The following is a 19,427-nucleotide window of genomic DNA, read 5'->3' as shown; positions in this document are numbered from 1 at the left end:
TTTTTATCTGTATGAAGCGTACTCGTATTTACGGAAAATTCCGTAACCCCGCCCTTTTTTGTGACAGGGACTACAATTTATTTTCACGAGGAGAGTGACGCTGGCAGGAGAGTTATGACCCAACACACGCGAAATTTTTCATTGAAAGTGCTCACCATTAATACCCATAAAGGCTTCACCGCGTTTAACCGCCGCTTTATTTTGCCCGAGCTGCGCGACGCGGTGCGCACCGTTAGCGCTGATATCGTCTGCCTGCAAGAGGTGATGGGCGCGCATGAAGTTCACCCGTTGCATGTGGAAAACTGGCCGGATACCACCCATTACGAATTCCTTGCCGATACCATGTGGAGCGATTACGCCTACGGGCGCAATGCGGTTTACCCGGAAGGGCATCATGGTAATGCAGTGCTCTCCCGTTTTCCGATTGAGCACTATGAAAACCGCGATGTATCCGTTGACGGCAGCGAAAAACGCGGCCTGCTCTACTGCCGGATTGTGCCGCCGGATCTCGGTCACGCTTTGCATGTGATTTGTGTCCACCTGGGGCTGCGTGAAGCGCACCGCCAGGCACAACTGACGATGCTGGCGGAGTGGGTCAATTCACTGCCGGAAAACGAACCGGTGGTGGTCGCAGGCGACTTTAACGACTGGCGGCAAAAAGCCAATCACCCGTTAAAAACGCAGGCCGGGCTGGAGGAGATCTTCACCCGCGCGCATGGCCGCCCTGCCCGCACGTTTCCGGTAAGCCTGCCGTTGCTGCGCCTCGATCGTATTTATGTGAAAAACGCGAACGCCAGCGCACCGACCGCGTTGCCGCTGCGTAACTGGCGTCATTTGTCCGATCATGCCCCACTGAGCGCGGAGATCCATCTATGAAATGTAGCTGGCGGGAAGGTAATCGCATTCAGTTGCTGGAAAACGGGGATAACTATTACCCCGCGCTGTTTGACGCCATCGATCATGCAAAACAGCGCGTTATTCTGGAAACCTTTATCTGGTTTGAAGACGATGTTGGACGTCAGTTGCAGCAAGTGTTGCTACGCGCCGCCCAGCGCGGGATCAGCATCGAAGTGCTGCTGGACGGCTACGGTTCGCCGGACCTGAGCGAACCGTTTGTCAGCGCGTTGACCTCGGCTGGGGTAATTTTCCGTTACTACGATCCCGGCCCGCGCCTGCTTGGCATGCGTACCAATCTCTTTCGCCGCATGCACCGCAAGATCGTGGTAATCGACAATACGGTGGCATTTGTGGGCGGCATTAACTACTCGGCAGAGCACGTTACCAGCTACGGCCCGGAAGCAAAGCAGGATTACGCCGTGCGGGTTGAAGGCCCGGTGGTGCTCGATATTTTGCAATTTGAACTGGAGAATCTGCCGGATAACGCGCCGGTAAAACGCTGGTGGCGCAAGCGCCGCCATCGCCCGGAGGAGAACCGCAAACCCGGCGAAGCGCAGGCGCTGTTTGTCTGGCGCGACAACGATGATCACCGCGACGACATTGAACGCCACTACCTGAAAATGCTGGCGAATGCGCGCCGCGAAGTGATCATCGCCAATGCTTACTTTTTCCCCGGCTACCGTTTGTTGCACGCCATGCGCAGCGCCGCCCGGCGCGGTGTCAGCGTAAAACTGATTGTGCAGGGTGAACCGGATATGCCGATTGTGAAAGTCGGTGCGGAGCTGCTTTATAACTATCTTCTGAAGGGCGGGGTTCAGGTGTATGAATATCGCCGCCGCCCGCTGCATGGCAAAGTGGCGCTGATGGACGATCACTGGGCAACCATCGGCTCCAGCAATCTTGATCCGCTGAGCCTGTCGCTCAACCTTGAAGCCAATCTGATTATTCATGATCGCGTGTTTAACCAGACGCTGCGCGACAATTTGCAGGGGCTGATTAATAACGACTGCGTGCGGGTAAATGAGTCGATGGCACCGAAACGAACGTGGTGGAACCTCGGAAAAAGCGTGGTGGTGTTCCACTTTTTACGCCACTTCCCGGCGATGGTCGGCTGGTTACCTGCGCACACGCCAAGGCTGGCCGAGGTGGAGCCGCCCGTTCAGCCCGAAATCGAAACCCAGGATCGGACTGAAGCGCAGCACTCAGGGGTGAAACCATGACATCACGCTCACATCCGCGCTGGCGGCTGGCAAAAAGAATCCTCACGGTACTGTTTTTTATTGCTGTTGTGGTGCTGCTGGTGCTGTATGCACAAAAAGTGAACTGGGATGATGTCTGGAAAGTCATCCGCGACTATAACCGTACCGCGCTGCTGAGCGCCGTCGCACTGGTGCTGGTAAGTTACCTCCTATACGGCTGCTATGACTTGCTCGGCCGCGCTTATTGCGGGCACAAGCTGGCAAAACGCCAGGTTATGCTGGTGTCGTTTATCTGTTATGCCTTTAACCTGACGCTCAGCACATGGGTGGGCGGCATCGGTATGCGCTACCGGCTGTATTCACGCCTTGGCCTGCCGGGTAGCACGATTACCCGCATTTTCTCACTAAGCATTACCACTAACTGGTTGGGCTACATTTTGCTCGGCGGGGTGATTTTTACCTTCGGCGTGGTGCAGATCCCGGCGCACTGGTATATCGACGACACGACGCTGCGCATTGTTGGCGTAGTGCTGTTGTTGGTGATTGCGGTCTACCTGTGGGGCTGCGCGTTCGCCAAACGCCGTCATCTGACAATTAAAGGCCACAAGCTGGTGCTGCCATCGTGGAAATTTGCCGTTGCGCAGTTGGTTATTTCCAGCGCCAACTGGATAGCCATGGGGGCGATTATCTGGCTGTTGATGGGCATGCAGGCCGATTTCTTCTTCGTGCTTGGCGTGTTGCTGGTGAGCAGTATCGCGGGTGTGATTGTGCATATTCCGGCGGGCATCGGCGTGCTCGAAGCGGTGTTTATCGCCCTGCTCGCCAGCGAGCACGTTTCGCAAGGCATGATTATCGCCGCCCTGCTCGCCTACCGCGTGCTTTACTATTTCCTGCCGCTGCTGCTGGCGCTGGTTTGCTACCTGTTGCTTGAAAGCCGGGCGAAAAAGCTGCGGGCGAAAAACGAAAAAGCGATGGCGCAGCAGTAAGTTTTAACGCGAGCTGGTACCCGGTAAGAGATACAACAGCAGTTCCAGCGTTCGGAAAAAGGCGGTGATGACCCCCAGCCAGATAGCCAGTGCGCCACGGATCGCACTGCTCTGCACGGTGGTAAACTCGCGGGCGTAGAACTCACGCGCGCTCACAATAATGGACTTGCTTTTGTAGGCGCTTACCGCGCTAAAGAACAGTACCGCCATTATGCTACCGAACCACAGCAGCAGACCGCTGTGATGCAGGCTGTTTACCGCTATCGCCAGCAACAGACCCGCCAGTGCCATCAGCCAGTAATAACCGCTGCCGCGCAGGGATGAACCTGCAAAGTGGGCAATTGCCGCGCCAAGCAGATACATCCCGCCGGTAATCGCCAGGTGCACGACAATACCGCCGAGCGGAAACAGGCTGGCGAGCAGCAAGCCCGATAGGATGCTCATCAGCGCCAGACCGGCTAACGCCGACCAGGTATTGAAGCGGTCAACAAGAACGTTGAGTACCAGGGCTGTGACAAACCAGAGGATCACCAGCAGTACAATGATTGCGCTGTGTTCGGTAAACGTGCGGATCGCCATGACATCCAGCACCAGCCAGGCCGTTGCGATACTCAGCGTCATCCCTGCCGCCAGCCATAAGCAAATATTGACCATCAACTCAGCAGGCGCGATCTGTGCAGGCTGGATCCAGCCAAAGGGTTTCACCAGGTTCCTCCCTGAATAGTGGCTATCTGCCAGGCAAAAAAATCCCGGCTAATGCCGGGATCGTGAAGCGGGATATTAACGGCGGTTGCCGAAAATACGCAACAGCATCAGGAACAGGTTGATGAAGTCGAGGTACAGCGTCAGCGCGCCGAGAATGGAGGATTTACGCAGCTGTGATGCGTCGCGAACATCGATTTGCTGACCAATATTTTTCAGCTTCTGCGTATCGTAGGCGGTCAGGCCAACGAAAATCACCACCCCGATATAGGTCACCGCCCACATCAGCGCTTCACTCTTCAGCCAGAAGTTGACCAGTGAGGCCAGCAGAATACCAATCAGCCCCATAAACAACATGCTGCCAAGACCGCTGAGATCGCGTTTGGTGGTGTAACCATACAGGCTCATCGCACCAAACATCCCGGCGGTGACAACAAAGGTCGCGGCGATAGATTGCGCAGTGTAGACCAGCAAAATACTGGAAATTGTTAGCCCGGTTAGCGCCGAATAGAGCATAAACAGCGTAGTCGCCAGCCCGGCGCTCAGCTTATGAATCAGCCCGGAGAGCACAAAGACCACCGCCAGTTGCGCAATCACCAGGCCGAAGAAGGTTATCTGGCTGGAAAACACGAACGACATGATGGCTTCGCTGCGCGCGGCATACCAGGCGACAAACGCCGTCAGCAGCAAGCCGCAGGTCATCCAGCCATACACCTGCGCCATATACGTTTGTAAGCCGGTACGGCTGTGCTGAACAATAGAATCAGAACGAGGGAAACGGTCCATAATCACTCCAGATTGATGGGTTAGCCTTTTAAGGTTAACACATCCCTGCTCAACGGATTACCAACGTTTCGCCGCCTGCTGGTCGCTGTCGCGGGCTTCCACCCAGCGATCGCTTTCCGGCGTCGCCTCGCGTTTCCAGAATGGCGCGCGGGTTTTCAGGTAATCCATAATAAATTGCCCGGCGTCAAACGCGCTGCTGCGGTGCGCGCTGGCTACGCCAACAAAGACAATTTCGTCACCCGGCCACAATTCGCCCACGCGGTGATACACAGTGACGCGCCCGAGCGGCCAGCGGTTACGCGCTTCATCAACGATCTCCGCCAGCGATTTTTCCGTCATGCCCGGATAGTGCTCCAGCGTTAACGCGCTGACGCTGTCGCCTAAGTTGTGATTGCGCACTTTGCCGGTAAAGGTCACTACCGCGCCGTCTTCATCACGCGCCGCAAGCCAGGCGTACTCATCACCGACGCTGAAGGTCGCATGATCGACGCAAATTCGCGTTTCGCTCATTTCAGCCTCCGGTGACCGGCGGGAAGAAAGCGACTTCATCGCCGCTTTGCAACGGATGGTCAAAACTGACCAGCGTCTGATTGACCGCCGCCAGCAATTTTCCCTCTTCCAGTGCCAGCGCCCAGCGATCGCCTTGCGCGGCCAGATGCTGGCGCAGCGCCTCAACGGAAGGGAAAACGGTGTCGATGGTGGTGCTGTCGCAGCCGACCAGCTCGCGCACCTGCGCGAAAAAAAGGACTTTAATCATTGCTATCCGCCCTGAAATCACCCGATTTGCCGCCACTTTTCGCCAGCAGGCGCACCGGGCCAATCACCATATCTTTCTGCACCGCTTTACACATATCGTAAATGGTTAACGCGGCCACCGAAGCAGCGGTCAACGCTTCCATCTCTACACCCGTTTTGCCGCTTAGACGGCACACGGTTTCGATACGTACGCGGTTATGTTCCGGCTCCGCCTGCAACAGCACTTCGACTTTGCTCAGCAACAGCGGGTGGCACAGTGGGATCAGTTCCCAGGTGCGTTTCGCCGCCTGGATCCCGGCGATACGCGCGGTGGCAAAGACATCACCTTTATGGTGGCTACCCTCGACGATCATCGCCAGCGTTTGCGGCAACATGGTGACAAACGCTTCAGCGCGAGCTTCACGCACGGTTTCCGCTTTGGCGGAGACATCCACCATGTGCGCTTCGCCGTCGGCGTTAATATGGGTCAGTTGTGACATAACTTATTTCTTAAGATGGGGATGGAAATTACACGGGCGCGTGCGCGCATCCAGCTGCGGCGCAATAATATTTTCCCATGCGGTGCGGCAGGCTTTGGTCGAACCGGGCATGGCAAAAATCAATGTCTTATTCGCTATACCGGCAACCGCGCGGGATTGCAGCGTCGCTGTGCCAATCTCTTCAAAAGAGAGCATGCGGAACACTTCGCCAAACCCTTCGACTTCGCGATCGAACAGCGGCAATAACGCTTCCGGTGCCTGGTCGCCTTCCGTTAAACCGGTGCCGCCGGTGATCAACACAACCTGCACATCATCGCTTGCGATCCACGCCGAAACCTGGGCGCGAATGGCGTAACGGTTCTCTTTGACAATGGCTTTATCGACCAGTTGGTGACCGGCTTCATGCGCGGCGTCGCGCAGCCAGTGGCCGGAAGTATCGTCTTCTTCACCGCGACGGCTGGAGACCGTCAAAATAGCTAGCCTGACCGGAATAAACTCAGCGCTGACCTGGCTCATGTCATTCTCCTTGCGGTTTAACCGCCGATGTATGAAAGGTTTTGCGTAATGCCTGTATTGCCCTGATGCAGAAAGTGCGTCTGCTTTTTGTGCGTTAGCGCCACCGCAATACGCTGTTCCAGCATCGCTTGCTGCGCATCGTCTTGTAGCAGATCGCGCAGATTCACGCCGCCATCGCCAAACAGGCACAGATGCAGTTTACCGGTCGAGGAGACCCGCAGGCGGTTACAGCTGGCGCAGAAATCTTTCTCATACGGCATGATAAGGCCGATTTCACCCTCATAATCCGGGTGGCAGAAAACCTGCGCCGGACCGTCGCTGCGCTGGCGCAACTGGTGGATCCAGCCGCGTTTAAGTAGCTCATCGCGCAGCACCATGCCGGAGATATGGTGGTTGCGGAAAAGCTCGCTGCCCTCGCCGGTTTCCATCAATTCAATAAAGCGTAGCTGGATGGGGCGCGATTTGATCCACGCCAGAAAGGTGTCGAGCTGATGATGGTTCACGTCACGCATCAGCACGGTGTTGACTTTGACTTTGGCAAACCCGGCGCTGAAGGCGGCATCAATACCGTCCATCACCTGGCGGAACTTATCCTGCCCGGTAATGGCGTGAAACTGACGCGCATCGAGGCTGTCGACGCTGACGTTGATGGCGGTAAGACCGGCATCGCGCCACTGGTTAGCGTCGCGCGCCAGGCGATAGCCATTGGTAGTGACAGCTACCTGGCGGATGGCGCTGTTTTCGCGCACGGCGGCGATGATGTCAGTGAAATCGCGGCGCAGGGAGGGCTCCCCGCCGGTCAGGCGCACTTTTTCTGTGCCCATGGCGCTAAACGCGCGCGTAACCCGGCGAATTTCTTCGACGCTCAGGAAACCATTATTGTTGACGCCGCTCGGCTTGTAGCCGTCGGGCAAACAGTAGGTGCAACGGAAATTGCACACATCGGTGATCGACAAACGCAAGTAATAGAACTTACGCGCGAACGCATCGGTAAGTTGTGAGGCCATGTACACCTTTCCAGGAACGGGAGATGCAGTCATTTCTTCCTGCACCCTGGCAGCAGAACCGTTCGGTTTGCTACGGCCAAAGCACCATGTCGTGAGAGTTAGGTTGCTTAGGCTTGAGTGTATGTTTTGTCAGTAACGCTAAAATTGCTTAAGCGATAGTAGCGCGAACATCGGGCTTTCGCTATCACGATCATCGCTATATATACACATACATAGCGACATGATCGTGCAGTTTCGCTACAGAGTACGCGAAAATCGCCTTTTTGCTTTGATATGTGTCATTTTCCTCTCTGCGCGGCATCGTCTTTTGGTGGTATTTAGGCTAACGTAGCGCGGTAAATTTTCATAAGGAACCATTATGCGTAATCGCACACTTGCAGACCTGGATCGTGTTGTCGCCCTCGGCGGCGGACATGGCCTCGGGCGTGTGATGTCTTCGCTGGCCTCGTTGGGATCGCGGCTTACCGGCATTGTCACCACCACCGATAACGGCGGTTCAACCGGGCGTATTCGCCGCTCTGAAGGCGGCATAGCCTGGGGTGATATGCGTAATTGTTTAAACCAGCTCATTACCGAACCGAGCGTGGCGTCGGCGATGTTTGAGTACCGTTTTAGCGGTAATGGCGAACTTTCCGGGCATAACCTCGGAAATTTAATGTTAAAGGCGCTCGATCACCTCAGTGTGCGGCCTCTGGAAGCGATCAATTTAATTCGCAATTTATTAAAAGTGGACGCATTTTTAATCCCGATGTCTGAGCAACCTGTCGATTTGATGGCTACCGACAGCGAAGGGCATCAGGTTTATGGCGAGGTCAACATTGACCAGCTTCATGCACCAATCCAGGAATTAATGCTGTTTCCAAAGGTGCATGCCACTCGCGAAGCGGTACAGGCAATCGCAGAAGCGGATCTGATTATCATCGGTCCAGGCAGCTTTTACACCAGCCTGCTGCCATTGCTGCTGCTGGACGATCTGGCACAAGCATTGCGCCGTACACCCGCACCGGTCGTTTACATTGGCAACCTCGGTAAAGAACTCAGCCCGGCCGCCGCCAGCCTGACGCTGGCAGACAAACTGGCGATTATGGAGCAGTACGTCGGCAAAAAAATTATCGATGCCGCCATTGTTGGCCCAAAAGTCGACACACAAGCCGCAAGCGATCGGTTAATTATTCAGGAAGTGCTGGAAGCCAGCGATATTCCCTATCGCCACGACCGGCACCTGCTGCGCGTCGCGCTGGAAAAAGCGGTGCAGCATCTGGGTTAAGGCGCGGGCGGCGGGAATTTTTTCTCCCGTCAGCGCTTTGCTTAATTTCTTAAGGTTGTCTTAAAAATCGGCTGTCAGCATAGCGCTACTTTCATTGCTGGATCCGAGTATGCGTATGCTTCACCTTCGTCGGCCAACCTTAAGCCGCCTCCATTTTATTCTGCTCTTTGCCGCTTATATTGCGCTGGGCCTGAATATTGCGTTTTATCACCAGGCGTTCACTTTATTGCCGGTGAACTCATTGCACAACTGGCTGGTTTTCCTCTCGATGCCGCTGGTCGCTTTCAGCGTCATTAATATTGTGTTGTCTCTGGCGTCGTTTGTGCGTCTTGATCGACTGGTTATTTCACTCTTTGTGCTGGTGAGTTCGGCGGCGCAATATTTCATTTCGACGTTTGGCATTATTATCGACCGTTCGATGATCACTAATATTCTCGACACCACGCCGGCGGAAAGTTTCGCCCTGCTGTCGACTAAACTGGTGCTGACGCTGCTGCTGACCGGCATTCTGGCGATAGCTATCGCCTGGTGGATTAAAATAAAGCCGGCCCGCTCCGCGTTACGCAGCGTAATGTTGCGCGTTGCCAGCATCGTAATTTCTGTGCTGGTTATTGTGGCGGTGGCGCTGCTGTTTTATAAAGATTACGCCTCGCTGTTTCGCAATAATAAAGAGCTGGTGAAATCACTCAGCCCGTCAAACTCAATTACCGCCTCACTTTCCTGGTATTCCCATAACCGCACCGCCAACCTGCCGCTGGTGAGAATTGGCGAAGATGCGCGTCAACGCCCGGAAATGCAGCACGGTCCACATAAAAACCTCACCATTCTGGTGCTGGGTGAAACCTCGCGTGCAGCGAACTTTTCGCTCGGCGGTTATGAGCGTGAAACCAACCCGTTGTTAAAACAGGATAATGTTATTTACTTCCCGAATACGGCTTCCTGCGGGACGGCGACCGCCGTCTCCGTGCCGTGCATGTTCTCCGGTATGACGCGCGCGCATTATGACGATCAACTGGCGGCGCATCAGGAAGGGTTGCTGGATATTATCCAACGTGCGGGAATTAACGTGCTGTGGAATGAGAACGACGGTGGCTGTAAAGGCGCGTGCGATCGTGTTCCGCATCAGGATATGACGCAATTAAACTTGCCGGATTACTGTATTAAAGGCGAATGCCAGGATGAGATCTTATTCCACGATCTCGCCAGTTATATCGATAAATTGCAGGGTGACGGGGTGATTGTATTACACACCATCGGCAGCCACGGGCCGACATATTACAACCGCTACCCGGCACAGTTCCGTAAATTTACGCCGACCTGCGATACCAATGAAATTCAGACCTGCTCACAGCAGCAGCTGATAAATACCTACGACAACACCATTTTGTACGTCGATTATATTGTTGATAAAGCAATAAAATTGCTGCAATCGAAACAGGATAAATTCACCACTAGCCTGGTTTATCTCTCCGATCACGGTGAGTCGCTTGGCGAAAATGGCGTTTATTTGCACGGCCTGCCGTACTCCATCGCACCGGAAACACAAAAACATGTTCCGCTGCTGATTTGGCTGTCGCAGGAGTATCAAACGCGTTATGGCGTGAACAGTCAGTGTCTGCAAAAAAATGCGCGGGAGAAGGCGGTTTCACAGGACAACCTCTTCCCGACGATGTTGGGTATACTGGGTGTCAGCACGAAAGAGTACCGTGCTGAAGACGATCTTTTAACCGCGTGCCGGGGGCAGCTGAAATGAAGATTCTGGTGGTTGAGGACGATGCTCTGCTGTTGCAGGGGTTGATTCTGGCGATGCAAAGCGAAGGGTACGCCTGCGATGGCGTCTCTACCGCGCATGAAGCTGCGCTGTGTCTGGCAAACGGCCATTACAGCCTGCTGGTGCTCGATTTGGGTCTGCCGGATGAAGACGGTTTGCATCTGCTCACCCGGCTGCGCCGCGAAAAATATACGTTGCCGGTATTGATCCTCACCGCCCGCGATACGCTTGAAGATCGCGTGGCAGGGCTGGATACCGGGGCAGACGACTACCTGGTCAAACCCTTTGCGCTGGACGAGCTGAACGCGCGCATTCGCGCGCTGCTGCGCCGCCATAATAACCAGGGCGATAACGAAATCAGCCACGGTAATCTGACGCTGAATGTAACCCGCCGCCAGGCGTGGCTGGATGAGCAGTTGCTGGAGCTGACCCCGAAAGAGTACGCCCTGCTGTCGCGCCTGATGCTGAAAGCCGAAAGCCCGGTACACCGGGAGATCCTCTATAACGATATTTACAACTGGGATAACGAACCGTCGACGAACACGCTGGAAGTGCATATCCATAATTTGCGCGACAAAATCGGCAAATCGCGTATCCGCACAGTGCGTGGGTTTGGTTATATGCTGGTGCAATCGCAGGAACGGAGCTGATTGATGGCGCTCTTCAATTTCAGGCGCTGGAGCATGCGCCGCCGTTTGTTACTCACCATTGGTGGCATTCTGGTGTTTTGCCAGTTGGTCAGCGTGTTCTGGCTGTGGCATGAAAGCGAAGAGCAAATCCAGCTGCTGGTGCAGGCAGCCATTCATAACCACAACAACCGCAAACATATCGAGCATGAAGTCCGCGAAGCGGTGGCCAGCTTGCTGGTGCCAAGCCTGCTGATCATCGGGCTGGCGTTGCTGCTCTGTATGCAGGCGGTGAAAGCCATTACCCGTCCGCTGCTTGAGCTGCAGGAAGAGCTGAATAAACGCACGCCGAACAACCTGCAACCCATCACGCTGAACAATAGCGTCAGCGAAGTGGAAGCTGTTACCTCATCAATTAATGAGCTGGTCTCCCGCCTGACGCTAACCCTCGACAGAGAGCGGTTGTTTACTGCCGATGTTGCCCATGAGCTGCGTACGCCGCTGGCCGGGTTACGTCTGCATCTGGAATTGATGGCGAAAACCAGCGGTATCAACGTCGACCCGCTGGTGCAACGCCTTGAGCAAATGACGGAAAACATCGCCCAGTTGTTGCTGCTGGCGCGCGTCGGGCAGTCTTTCTCCGCGGGCAGTTACCAGCAGGTGATGCTGTTGCAGGATGTGGTGCAACCCATTCGCAGTGAACTGGAACAGATGCTGACCGCGCGCGAACAGACACTAGAAATTGCAGAGCCAGAAAGGGATATTGCGGTCGCCGGTGACGCCACGCTGCTGCGGCTACTGGTGAGAAACCTGGTGGAAAACGCGCACCGCTATAGCCCAAAGGGATCGGTCATTACCGTGCGTATTGAAAACGCTGCCGCACCGGTACTGGCGGTGGAAGATGAAGGACCGGGCATTGATGAAAGTCGCAGCGGAGAGCTCAGTAAAGCCTTCGTGCGTATGGACAGCCGCTATGGCGGCGCAGGCCTGGGATTAAGCATTGTGTCGCGTATCGCGCAACTGCATGACGCGCAGTTCTTTTTGCACAACCGACTGACGCAATCTGGCGTGCGGGCGTGGGTAAAATTTCTCCCGGGCACCCGCCAGGCATAAATCAGTAAGTCAGCACCCACAGATGGGCAAAACCAATCACTAACGCCAGCGCGAAAGCGACAGCGAAAAACTCACGAACCTTAAATTGCTGCATCAGATTGCCCTCCAGAATACCGGTGGGCAGTGTGTCAGGCGTAGGTTAAGCCAACATTAAGAGAGCCCGGACAGGCTCTCTTTTTTGTTATTTTGTGCTGTCATATCACCGCGCTGATTTCAGGATGCGGCAATAAACAGATCGCGCAGCTGGTGCAACTGGTCGCGTACTTTCGCCGCCTCTTCGAACTCCAGGTTCTGCGCATGCTGCATCATCTGGCCTTCGAGCTCGTGGATTTTCTGCTGCAGCGCTTTAGGTGTGAGCGCCAGTTCAGCCGCTTCCACCTGAGCTGGTGTGCGCGTTTTACCACGCCCTTTCGCGCGCGTCTTCGCCAGCCCTTCACCAAGCGCAAGAATATCCACCACTTTCTTGTTCAGGCCTTGCGGCGTAATGCCATGCTCTTCGTTATAGCTCTGCTGCTTCTCACGACGACGCTCGGTTTCACCAATCGCTTTCGCCATCGACGGTGTGATCTTGTCGCCGTACAGAATCGCTTTACCGTTAATGTTACGTGCAGCGCGGCCAATCGTCTGGATAAGCGAACGTTCAGAACGCAGGAAACCCTCTTTATCGGCATCCAGAATCGCCACCAGCGAGACTTCCGGCATATCCAGCCCCTCACGCAGCAAGTTGATGCCGACCAGCACATCGAACTCGCCAAGGCGCAAATCGCGGATAATCTCCATACGTTCAACGGTGTCGATATCCGAGTGCAGATAACGCACCCGCTCGCCATGCTCTTCCAGGTATTCCGTGAGGTCTTCCGCCATACGTTTGGTCAGCGTCGTCACCAGAACACGTTCGTTAATCGCGGCGCGCTGGCGAATTTCAGAGAGCAAATCGTCCACCTGGGTCGCCACCGGGCGCACTTCAATCACCGGATCGAGCAGGCCGGTCGGGCGCACCACCTGATCAATCACTTCGCTGCCCGATTTCTCCAGCTCGTAATTGCCCGGCGTCGCCGAAACATAAATCGACTGCGGTGCCAGCGCTTCAAACTCTTCAAATTTTAACGGTCGGTTATCCAGCGCCGACGGCAGACGGAAACCATACTCCACCAGCGTCTCTTTACGCGCACGGTCGCCGCGATACATCCCGCCAATCTGCGGAATGGTCACGTGGGATTCGTCGATAACCAGCAGACCATCGGCTGGCAGGTAGTCGAACAGCGTCGGCGGCGGCTCGCCCGGCCCGCGTCCGGAAAGATAGCGCGAGTAGTTTTCAATCCCCGAGCAGTAGCCCAGCTCGTTCATCATCTCCAGGTCGAACTGCGTACGCTGGCTGAGCCGCTGCTCTTCCAGCAGTTTATTATTTTCCAGCAGCGACTTACGGCGTTCCGCCAGCTCAACTTTGATCTCTTCCATCGCCTGTACGATCCGCTCGCGCGGCGTCACGTAGTGCGTTTTCGGGTAGATGGTGAAGCGTTGAATGCCCGACTCAATATGGCCGGTCAGCGGATCGAACAGAGACAGGCGCTCGACCTCTTCATCGAATAATTCGATACGCAGCGCCAGATCGTCCGATTCCGCCGGGAACACATCAATAACTTCGCCGCGTACGCGGAAAGTGCCGCGCTGGAACGCCTGATCGTTGCGGGTATATTGCAGCTCCGCCAGGCGGCGCAGGATCGCGCGTTGATCGATGATCATGCCCTTCGTCAGGTGCAGCATCATTTTCAGGTAGAGATCCGGATCGCCCAGACCGTAGATCGCGGAAACAGAGGCCACCACAATCACATCGCGACGCTCCAGCAGCGCCTTCGTCGCTGACAAGCGCATTTGCTCGATATGTTCGTTCACCGAGGCATCTTTCTCAATGAAAGTGTCAGAGCTTGGCACATACGCTTCCGGCTGGTAGTAATCGTAGTAAGAGACGAAATACTCCACCGCGTTATCCGGGAAGAACTCTTTCATTTCACCGTACAGCTGTGCGGCCAGCGTTTTGTTCGGTGCCAGCACCATTGTCGGGCGCTGGAGATCGGCAATCACATTGGCGACGGTGAATGTCTTCCCTGAACCCGTCACCCCGAGCAGCGTCTGGTGCGCCAGGCCGTCTTCCAGACCTTCCTTGAGGCGGCGGATAGCTTCAGGCTGATCGCCGGAAGGACGAAAAGCGGAATTCAGTTTGAACGGTTTACTCATGAACGGCTACCTGATGAAGGAATGAGCGGGCAGGTAACATATTTTACTCACCCTGTTCACTTTTGCCAATAAAAAACACTGGATGAAAAAACAGTAGCGAAACAGGCAATCTGTACTACTCCCCGTTAGGGCACCGCTTCTCCCCTCAAATTTCTGCGCGGACAAGATAAAACACTAACCCTTTCAGGTTATCCCCAAAATTTTTCCTCTTTTAACATTTGTCAAGCGAGCCTTTGAAAGTTTTGTGGCAGCGAGTGACACTTTTCTTACAGGCATTGATTTTATATAACAAATTGATTATTAAAATTAATTTCAAAAAGACGTGTTTAACACCAATTCAGGCGCAGCCCGCGTCCTCTCTCGCTTGCCGCATGTTTTCTAACTCTAATACACAAGGTTATCCACAGGAATAGTGGATAACTGCCGCCAGGCCGGATACCTCGCCTTCCCGCCAAATCCCATTTTGTCCCAGGCGGGTGGCGCTAAAAATTTTTTATCTTTTCTTTTTGATAATTATCGGCAAACGAAACGCAGGATCCGCATGAGATCGTTCTCACAGATCCAGCGATTGCTGCACCACAACTCAACACTACAAGCACTGGCAAAGTGCAGAATTTTTACCTGGCTTCTTCCCTCCTCACGTTTTAAAAGCCACTTTTCTCAGCGGCATCCGAAAAAAAAGCCTTTTTTATGTTCTGGCAAGCCTTTTGCAGAATCATCGTGGTCATCAGATCCGAAACAAGGAGCGGACAATGTTGAGCTTACGGGCAGTAAATCAGTATTACGGTAATCAGCATACATTGTGGAATGTCGACCTCGATCTATCCCCCGGGGTCTGCACATCAGTTATTGGGTTGCCAGGCATGGGCAAGACGACACTGGTGAATTGCATCACCGGCTATTTACCCATTGAAAGTGGCAGCATGATTTGGCAGGAAGCGGGCGCACCGCCGCGCGACTTGCTCTCTTTGCAAGCCGAACACCGCAGCGCCATCGGCATCAGCTATGTGCCGCAGGACAGGCGGATTTTTTCGCAACTCACCATTGAGGAAAATCTGCATGTTGCGATGCGCGCCGGCAGTGAACCGGGCAGCGCAGTGCGGCGGGATATTTACGATTTGTTCCCTGAACTGTATGAGTTGCGCCAGGTACGTGGCGCGGAGTTGTCAGAGGATAACCAACAACAGCTGGCGATGGCGCGGGCGCTGGTGACACACCCACGGCTGTTGATTCTCGATGAGCCGACGCGCGGTCTGGGGCAGGCTTTTATTCATAAACTGGGCAATTTGATCGTGCGGCTCAACCAGGAGTTTGGCATGACCATTCTGCTGGCTGAACAGCACTTGTCATTTATTCGCCGGGTCGCCGACCGTTTCTGCCTGCTGCACCGCGGGCGCAATGTCGCGCAGGGCGACGTTAAACTGCTTGATGATCCGCTGCTCTCAAAGTGGATGACACCGGAGTCAGGACACTGAGATCAAGATAATGCCCCGTTTTTTCTTTTTCCGGTGCGTGGGCAAACCAGGGAATTTCGCCAATCAGCGGAGCCTGCATCACGCGCCGAAGCGTTGCCAGGTACTCCGGGTGCCGCTTGCCGGGCTGCACCACATCGTTGGCAATCCAGCCCGCCAGCCGTAACCCCGCCTGGCGCACCGCTTGCGCGGTTAACATGGCATGGTTGATACAGCCAAGTTTTACGCCAACGACCAGAATCACCGGCAGCTGTTCCTGCACCACCCAATCAGCGAAAGTGAACGTCTCTGAAAGCGGCGTAAACCAGCCTCCTGCCCCCTCCACCAATAGCCACTCCGCCTGTGTTTCCAGCGCGTGCAGCCCGGCGGACATCACCTTTGCATCAATGGGCTCACCCACATCGGCACTCACAATATGCGGTGATGTCGGTTCTGCGAAGGTATACGGATTGACGGTCTTATACGCCATCGGCAGGCTGCTGTGGTGTTGCAGCGCCAGCGCATCACTGTTGCGCAGCCCCTCTACGGTCATCTCACTCCCGGAGGCCACCGGTTTATAACCCGCGCTGCGTAAACCTCGCAGATTCGCCGCTTGCAACAGTGCGCAGCTGGCGACCGTTTTCCCGACTTCCGTATCCGTACCGGTCACAAAATAGCGTTCAATCACGGACGATCACTCCCCAAAAAAGATGGTATGTCAGCGGATATTTGCCCTGCTGCTGCGGCCAGGCCAGCTGCAAACGTTGCAGTTTGCCGCGTGTCAGCCCCTGCTGCCTGCCTGCATGTAAATGTGTTGCGCCAATACCTTTTAGCGAACGCAGCGCCGCAGTGGCATCGTCAAAATGCAGGGTTATCGTTTCGACGCCACTGCGCAGACGCCAGCCGCACAAAGCCTGCCCGATGGCAGGCAAGGTTAAGAAACGGTTGGCGTGCGGATGGTCATCAATCGCGCGCCACGCTTCGTTCAGCTCCGGCAGTGAGGCCGCGACCAGTGTCGTAAAGGCAACATAACCGCCGGGTTGGGTGACGCGATACAACTCCCCGACAGCCTGGCGCAAATCATCGCACCACTGCACCGCCAGGTTGCTCCAGACCAGTGAAAATTGCGCATCCGCCAGCGGCATGGCTTCAATATCGCCCCTGACATAGCGTTGCGCGCTGTGCTGACGGCGCGCTTCATCGAGCATATTCGCTGAGAGATCCAACGCCGTTACTTCGCCGCCCTGCCCGCGCCAGTAGCGGCTCATTGCGCCCGGGCCACAACCGGCGTCCAGCACCTGACCTGGCGTGAGAGTACCCAACTTAGATAACAGCAAACCGGCGCTCCGGCGCTGCAATTCGTCGTGCTGAGCATAACTCTGTGCCGCGCGACCAAAAGCAGCGGCGACCGCCTGTTTATTCACTGTCATGCAACGCCTCCAGCAAGCGGTCGATATCGTCGAACTGGTGCTCTGCAGTCAGCGTCAGGCGCAAACGCGCCGTGCCCGGCGGTACGGTGGGCGGTCGAATCGCAGTCACCCAACAGCCGCGCTGACGCAAGCGTTCTGCCAGTCGCAGTGCGCGGTTATTTTCACCGACAATCAGCGGCTGGATTGCGCTGGTGGAATCGGTCATCGTCACGGTCTGGTGTGCCACACTGTGGCGAAAATGGGCAATCAGTGCCGCCAGCTTTTCACGCCGCGCATTACCGTCGTCGCTACGAATAACCTGCAATGCCGCACCCAGCGCCACGGCCTGCGCCGGGGGCATTGAGGTGCTGTAAATCAGATGACGGGCAAATTGCAGCAGATAATCCGCCACCGTGTCGCTGCATAACACCGCAGCACCACTGACGCCAAAGCCTTTGCCGAAGGTCACCACCAGCACGTGCGGCTTGATGTCCTGCAGGTGACAACTGCCGCGCCCCTGCTCGCCCAGCACGCCAATGCCGTGGGCATCATCCACCATCAACCAGGCCTGCGCTTCCCGCGCGGCACTATCAATGGCCGCCAGCGGTGCGCTGTCGCCATCCATACTGAATACGCCCTCGGTAACCACCAGTTGCTGCGCGGTAAGCGGTTTTGCCAGCAGTGTGGTCAGTTGCCCGACATCGTTATGCGCAAAACGTCGCAGTTGCGCCGGGCTGTGGCTGGCGGCTTCCAGCAGCGATGCGTGGCTTAATTTGTCAGCGACAATCCTGTCCTCTTTGCCCGTCAGCGCAGCAATGACCGCCTGATTAGCAGCGAAACCCGAGATAAACAGCAACGCGCGCGAGTAACCGAGCCAGTCGGCCAGTTCCTCCTCCAGCGCCTGGTGCGCGGTGGTGTAACCACTCACATGCCCGGAGCCACCGCTGCCCACGCCATAACGTTCCGCGCCCTGTTGCCAGGCGCGGATCACGGCGGGATGTTGGCTTAGACCGAGATAATCATTACTGGAGAAGTTGCAAAAGCGCTGCTCGCCAAGCGTGAGCCAGCGTCCCGCGCCTTGCGAGACGGCACGCCGTGTGCGCAGCGCATCTGCTACGCGGCGCTCATCCAGTGCGGCGTCAATACGCTGTTGCCAGCTCATACAGCTGCCGCGTTGTAATACTGGTCGGTATCGGCGTGTAACAACTGTTGCTCAAGCTGCTGCTGTTGTTCGTTGTCGCCGTTCAGCACTGCCGTCTGCTGCGGGTTCAGGCCGAGCTTACGGAACAGTTGCAGATCTTTATCCTCTTCCGGATTCGGTGTGGTAAGCAGTTTGCAGCCGTAGAAAATGGAGTTCGCCCCGGCCATAAAGCACATCGCCTGAGTTTGCTCGTTCATCTGCTCGCGCCCGGCAGAAAGACGCACATGCGAAGTCGGCATCATGATGCGCGCAACCGCGATGGTGCGAATAAAATCAAAGGCGTCGACGTCCTCGTTATCTGCCAGCGGCGTCCCTTTTACTTTGACCAGCATATTGATCGGCACGCTTTCCGGCGGTGTTGGCAGGTTCGCCAGTTGCAATAACAGACCGGCGCGATCGTTGACCGTTTCACCAAGACCAACGATGCCACCGGAGCAAACTTTGATCCCCGCGTCGCGTACCTTATCGAGCGTGTCGAGGCGCTCCTGATAAGTACGCGTGGTGATGATGTTGCCGTAAAATTCCGGCGAAGTATCAAGATTGTGGTTGTAGTAATCAAGCCCGGCAGAAGCCAGCCGCTGCGCCTGGTTTTCATTAAGCGTGCCCAGCGTCATGCAGGCTTCCAGCCCCATCGCTTTTACCCCTTCGACCATTTTTTCGAGGTACGGCATATCGCGATCGTGCGGGTTTTTCCACGCCGCCCCCATGCAAAAACGCGTCGATCCCGCGCGTTTCGCCTGGCGGGCGGACTCAAGCACCTGTTCAACTTCCATTAACCGCTCGGACTCCAGCCCGGTTTTATATCGCGCGCTCTGCGGGCAGTATTTGCAATCTTCCGGGCAGGCACCGGTTTTAATCGACAGCAAGGTGCTGACCTGAACCTGGCGCGGATCGAAATGTTGGCGATGGATCTGCTGTGCTTCAAACAGCAGTTCAAGGAGGGGTTTTTCAAACAGCGCAGTGACTTGCGACATTGTCCAGCGTGCGTGGTGAGCCATCGGGCGTCTCCAAAAGATATTGTTAAAT

Annotated in this window: 21 protein-coding genes and 1 riboswitch; of the genes, 9 read left to right on the top strand and 12 right to left on the bottom strand. The window is 55.6% G+C overall.

Annotation, left to right across the window (positions count from 1 at the left end):
* Positions 1-114 precede the first annotated feature (114 nt).
* Genes ACFX4U_RS05960 through ACFX4U_RS05950 form a run of 3 tightly spaced genes read left to right on the top strand, consistent with a single transcriptional unit; the run spans position 115 to position 3,082 of the window.
* Positions 115-876, top strand: coding sequence for an endonuclease/exonuclease/phosphatase family protein (locus ACFX4U_RS05960; RefSeq protein WP_313508805.1), 762 nt, complete (start codon positions 115-117; stop codon positions 874-876).
* Positions 873-2,117: a cardiolipin synthase ClsB gene (clsB, locus tag ACFX4U_RS05955; RefSeq protein WP_313508808.1), complete on the top strand. Its 1,245-nt coding sequence runs from the start codon at positions 873-875 to the stop codon at positions 2,115-2,117. Before ACFX4U_RS05960 ends, clsB begins: the two co-directional genes overlap by 4 nt.
* Positions 2,114-3,082 carry a lysylphosphatidylglycerol synthase domain-containing protein gene (locus ACFX4U_RS05950; RefSeq protein WP_313508811.1) on the top strand — a complete coding sequence of 323 codons (969 nt, stop codon included), beginning with the start codon at positions 2,114-2,116 and terminating at the stop codon, positions 3,080-3,082. Before clsB ends, ACFX4U_RS05950 begins: the two co-directional genes overlap by 4 nt.
* Before the next feature lie 3 nt (positions 3,083-3,085).
* Here ACFX4U_RS05950 and ACFX4U_RS05945 read toward each other — a convergent pair whose 3' ends face one another.
* From ACFX4U_RS05945 to moaA, 7 genes are all read right to left on the bottom strand, one after another.
* A complete protein-coding gene (locus ACFX4U_RS05945) occupies positions 3,086-3,787 on the bottom strand; it encodes a Bax inhibitor-1 family protein (protein WP_313508814.1) in 702 nt (233 codons plus the stop codon).
* A 75-nt stretch (positions 3,788-3,862) separates the two neighbouring features.
* On the bottom strand, positions 3,863-4,570 hold the full coding sequence (locus ACFX4U_RS05940) for a Bax inhibitor-1/YccA family protein (protein ID WP_017455996.1): 708 nt from the start codon (positions 4,568-4,570) through the stop codon (positions 3,863-3,865).
* A gap of 57 nt (positions 4,571-4,627) precedes the next feature.
* Positions 4,628-5,080 carry a molybdopterin synthase catalytic subunit MoaE gene (gene moaE / locus ACFX4U_RS05935; protein WP_313508816.1) on the bottom strand — a complete coding sequence of 151 codons (453 nt, stop codon included), beginning with the start codon at positions 5,078-5,080 and terminating at the stop codon, positions 4,628-4,630.
* Position 5,081: 1 nt separating this feature from the next.
* Positions 5,082-5,327 carry a molybdopterin synthase sulfur carrier subunit gene (gene moaD / locus ACFX4U_RS05930; RefSeq protein ID WP_313508818.1) on the bottom strand — a complete coding sequence of 82 codons (246 nt, stop codon included), beginning with the start codon at positions 5,325-5,327 and terminating at the stop codon, positions 5,082-5,084.
* Positions 5,320-5,805, bottom strand: coding sequence for a cyclic pyranopterin monophosphate synthase MoaC (gene moaC / locus ACFX4U_RS05925; RefSeq protein ID WP_313508820.1), 486 nt, complete (start codon positions 5,803-5,805; stop codon positions 5,320-5,322). The genes moaD and moaC overlap by 8 nt, the downstream gene beginning before the upstream one ends.
* 3 nt (positions 5,806-5,808) lie before the next feature.
* Positions 5,809-6,321, bottom strand: coding sequence for a molybdenum cofactor biosynthesis protein B (moaB, locus tag ACFX4U_RS05920; protein ID WP_313508822.1), 513 nt, complete (start codon positions 6,319-6,321; stop codon positions 5,809-5,811).
* Between the two features lie 17 nt (positions 6,322-6,338).
* Positions 6,339-7,328 carry a GTP 3',8-cyclase MoaA gene (moaA, locus tag ACFX4U_RS05915; RefSeq protein ID WP_305736694.1) on the bottom strand — a complete coding sequence of 330 codons (990 nt, stop codon included), beginning with the start codon at positions 7,326-7,328 and terminating at the stop codon, positions 6,339-6,341.
* Positions 7,316-7,460: riboswitch (molybdenum cofactor riboswitch) on the bottom strand. Its footprint overlaps the gene before it by 13 nt.
* 226 nt (positions 7,461-7,686) lie before the next feature.
* Here moaA and yvcK point away from each other — a divergent pair.
* From yvcK to pmrB, 4 genes are all read left to right on the top strand, one after another.
* The gene (gene yvcK / locus ACFX4U_RS05910) at positions 7,687-8,595 is read left to right on the top strand and encodes a uridine diphosphate-N-acetylglucosamine-binding protein YvcK (protein ID WP_305736695.1); all 909 of its coding nucleotides are present in this window, start codon (positions 7,687-7,689) and stop codon (positions 8,593-8,595) included.
* Positions 8,596-8,704: 109 nt separating this feature from the next.
* On the top strand, positions 8,705-10,348 hold the full coding sequence (gene eptA, locus ACFX4U_RS05905; protein WP_313508826.1) for a phosphoethanolamine transferase EptA: 1,644 nt from the start codon (positions 8,705-8,707) through the stop codon (positions 10,346-10,348).
* Positions 10,345-11,016, top strand: a complete 672-nt coding sequence (gene pmrA / locus ACFX4U_RS05900) for a two-component system response regulator PmrA (RefSeq protein WP_313508828.1) — start codon at positions 10,345-10,347, stop codon at positions 11,014-11,016. The genes eptA and pmrA overlap by 4 nt, the downstream gene beginning before the upstream one ends.
* 3 nt (positions 11,017-11,019) lie before the next feature.
* Complete coding sequence (gene pmrB, locus ACFX4U_RS05895) at positions 11,020-12,105, top strand: two-component system sensor histidine kinase PmrB (protein WP_305736697.1); 1,086 nt, start codon at positions 11,020-11,022, stop codon at positions 12,103-12,105.
* A 213-nt stretch (positions 12,106-12,318) separates the two neighbouring features.
* Here the strand turns inward: pmrB and uvrB are convergent, their stop codons facing one another.
* A complete protein-coding gene (gene uvrB / locus ACFX4U_RS05890; RefSeq protein ID WP_313508832.1) occupies positions 12,319-14,340 on the bottom strand; it encodes an excinuclease ABC subunit UvrB in 2,022 nt (673 codons plus the stop codon).
* A 412-nt stretch (positions 14,341-14,752) separates the two neighbouring features.
* On the opposite strand from uvrB, the gene ACFX4U_RS05885 reads away from it, so the two are divergent.
* Both ACFX4U_RS05885 and ACFX4U_RS05880 read left to right on the top strand, forming a co-directional pair.
* On the top strand, positions 14,753-15,130 hold the full coding sequence (locus ACFX4U_RS05885; RefSeq protein WP_313508834.1) for a hypothetical protein: 378 nt from the start codon (positions 14,753-14,755) through the stop codon (positions 15,128-15,130).
* Positions 15,093-15,815, top strand: coding sequence for an ABC transporter ATP-binding protein (locus tag ACFX4U_RS05880; protein ID WP_044489598.1), 723 nt, complete (start codon positions 15,093-15,095; stop codon positions 15,813-15,815). Before ACFX4U_RS05885 ends, ACFX4U_RS05880 begins: the two co-directional genes overlap by 38 nt.
* Here the strand turns inward: ACFX4U_RS05880 and bioD are convergent.
* The 4 genes from bioD to bioB are packed head-to-tail and all read right to left on the bottom strand — an operon-like array spanning position 15,757 to position 19,399.
* A complete protein-coding gene (bioD, locus tag ACFX4U_RS05875) occupies positions 15,757-16,479 on the bottom strand; it encodes a dethiobiotin synthase (protein ID WP_313508839.1) in 723 nt (240 codons plus the stop codon). The genes ACFX4U_RS05880 and bioD overlap by 59 nt on opposite strands.
* Entirely contained in the window at positions 16,472-17,221 is a 750-nt protein-coding gene (bioC, locus tag ACFX4U_RS05870) for a malonyl-ACP O-methyltransferase BioC (protein ID WP_313508841.1), read from the bottom strand. Before bioC ends, bioD begins: the two co-directional genes overlap by 8 nt.
* Positions 17,208-18,362, bottom strand: a complete 1,155-nt coding sequence (gene bioF, locus ACFX4U_RS05865; RefSeq protein WP_313508843.1) for an 8-amino-7-oxononanoate synthase — start codon at positions 18,360-18,362, stop codon at positions 17,208-17,210. The genes bioC and bioF overlap by 14 nt, the downstream gene beginning before the upstream one ends.
* Positions 18,359-19,399 (bottom strand): biotin synthase BioB, encoded by a 1,041-nt coding sequence (gene bioB, locus ACFX4U_RS05860; protein ID WP_017455980.1) that lies wholly within the window; start codon positions 19,397-19,399, stop codon positions 18,359-18,361. The genes bioF and bioB overlap by 4 nt, the downstream gene beginning before the upstream one ends.
* Positions 19,400-19,427: the final 28 nt, after the last annotated feature.

This window comes from Kosakonia sp. YIM B13588 (assembly GCF_042788165.1).
Taxonomy (GTDB): Bacteria; Pseudomonadota; Gammaproteobacteria; order Enterobacterales; family Enterobacteriaceae; genus Kosakonia; species Kosakonia sacchari.
Note: the sequence above shows the minus strand (reverse complement) of the source record. Positions and strands in the feature narration are given on the sequence as shown.

Excerpts from the sequence above, each read along its gene's own strand:
- ACFX4U_RS05880 (WP_044489598.1), top strand. The coding sequence starts at position 15,093 with ATGTTGAGCTTACGGGCAGTAAATCAGTATTACGGTAATCAGCATACA.
- clsB (WP_313508808.1), top strand. The coding sequence starts at position 873 with ATGAAATGTAGCTGGCGGGAAGGTAATCGCATTCAGTTGCTGGAAAAC.
- moaA (WP_305736694.1), bottom strand. The coding sequence starts at position 7,328 with ATGGCCTCACAACTTACCGATGCGTTCGCGCGTAAGTTCTATTACTTG.
- moaB (WP_313508822.1), bottom strand. The coding sequence starts at position 6,321 with ATGAGCCAGGTCAGCGCTGAGTTTATTCCGGTCAGGCTAGCTATTTTG.
- bioC (WP_313508841.1), bottom strand. The coding sequence starts at position 17,221 with ATGACAGTGAATAAACAGGCGGTCGCCGCTGCTTTTGGTCGCGCGGCA.
- bioB (WP_017455980.1), bottom strand. The coding sequence starts at position 19,399 with ATGGCTCACCACGCACGCTGGACAATGTCGCAAGTCACTGCGCTGTTT.
- yvcK (WP_305736695.1), top strand. The coding sequence starts at position 7,687 with ATGCGTAATCGCACACTTGCAGACCTGGATCGTGTTGTCGCCCTCGGC.
- moaC (WP_313508820.1), bottom strand. The coding sequence starts at position 5,805 with ATGTCACAACTGACCCATATTAACGCCGACGGCGAAGCGCACATGGTG.
- pmrA (WP_313508828.1), top strand. The coding sequence starts at position 10,345 with ATGAAGATTCTGGTGGTTGAGGACGATGCTCTGCTGTTGCAGGGGTTG.
- ACFX4U_RS05950 (WP_313508811.1), top strand. The coding sequence starts at position 2,114 with ATGACATCACGCTCACATCCGCGCTGGCGGCTGGCAAAAAGAATCCTC.
- pmrB (WP_305736697.1), top strand. The coding sequence starts at position 11,020 with ATGGCGCTCTTCAATTTCAGGCGCTGGAGCATGCGCCGCCGTTTGTTA.
- uvrB (WP_313508832.1), bottom strand. The coding sequence starts at position 14,340 with ATGAGTAAACCGTTCAAACTGAATTCCGCTTTTCGTCCTTCCGGCGAT.
- ACFX4U_RS05940 (WP_017455996.1), bottom strand. The coding sequence starts at position 4,570 with ATGGACCGTTTCCCTCGTTCTGATTCTATTGTTCAGCACAGCCGTACC.
- moaE (WP_313508816.1), bottom strand. The coding sequence starts at position 5,080 with ATGAGCGAAACGCGAATTTGCGTCGATCATGCGACCTTCAGCGTCGGT.
- bioF (WP_313508843.1), bottom strand. The coding sequence starts at position 18,362 with ATGAGCTGGCAACAGCGTATTGACGCCGCACTGGATGAGCGCCGCGTA.
- eptA (WP_313508826.1), top strand. The coding sequence starts at position 8,705 with ATGCGTATGCTTCACCTTCGTCGGCCAACCTTAAGCCGCCTCCATTTT.
- moaD (WP_313508818.1), bottom strand. The coding sequence starts at position 5,327 with ATGATTAAAGTCCTTTTTTTCGCGCAGGTGCGCGAGCTGGTCGGCTGC.
- ACFX4U_RS05960 (WP_313508805.1), top strand. The coding sequence starts at position 115 with ATGACCCAACACACGCGAAATTTTTCATTGAAAGTGCTCACCATTAAT.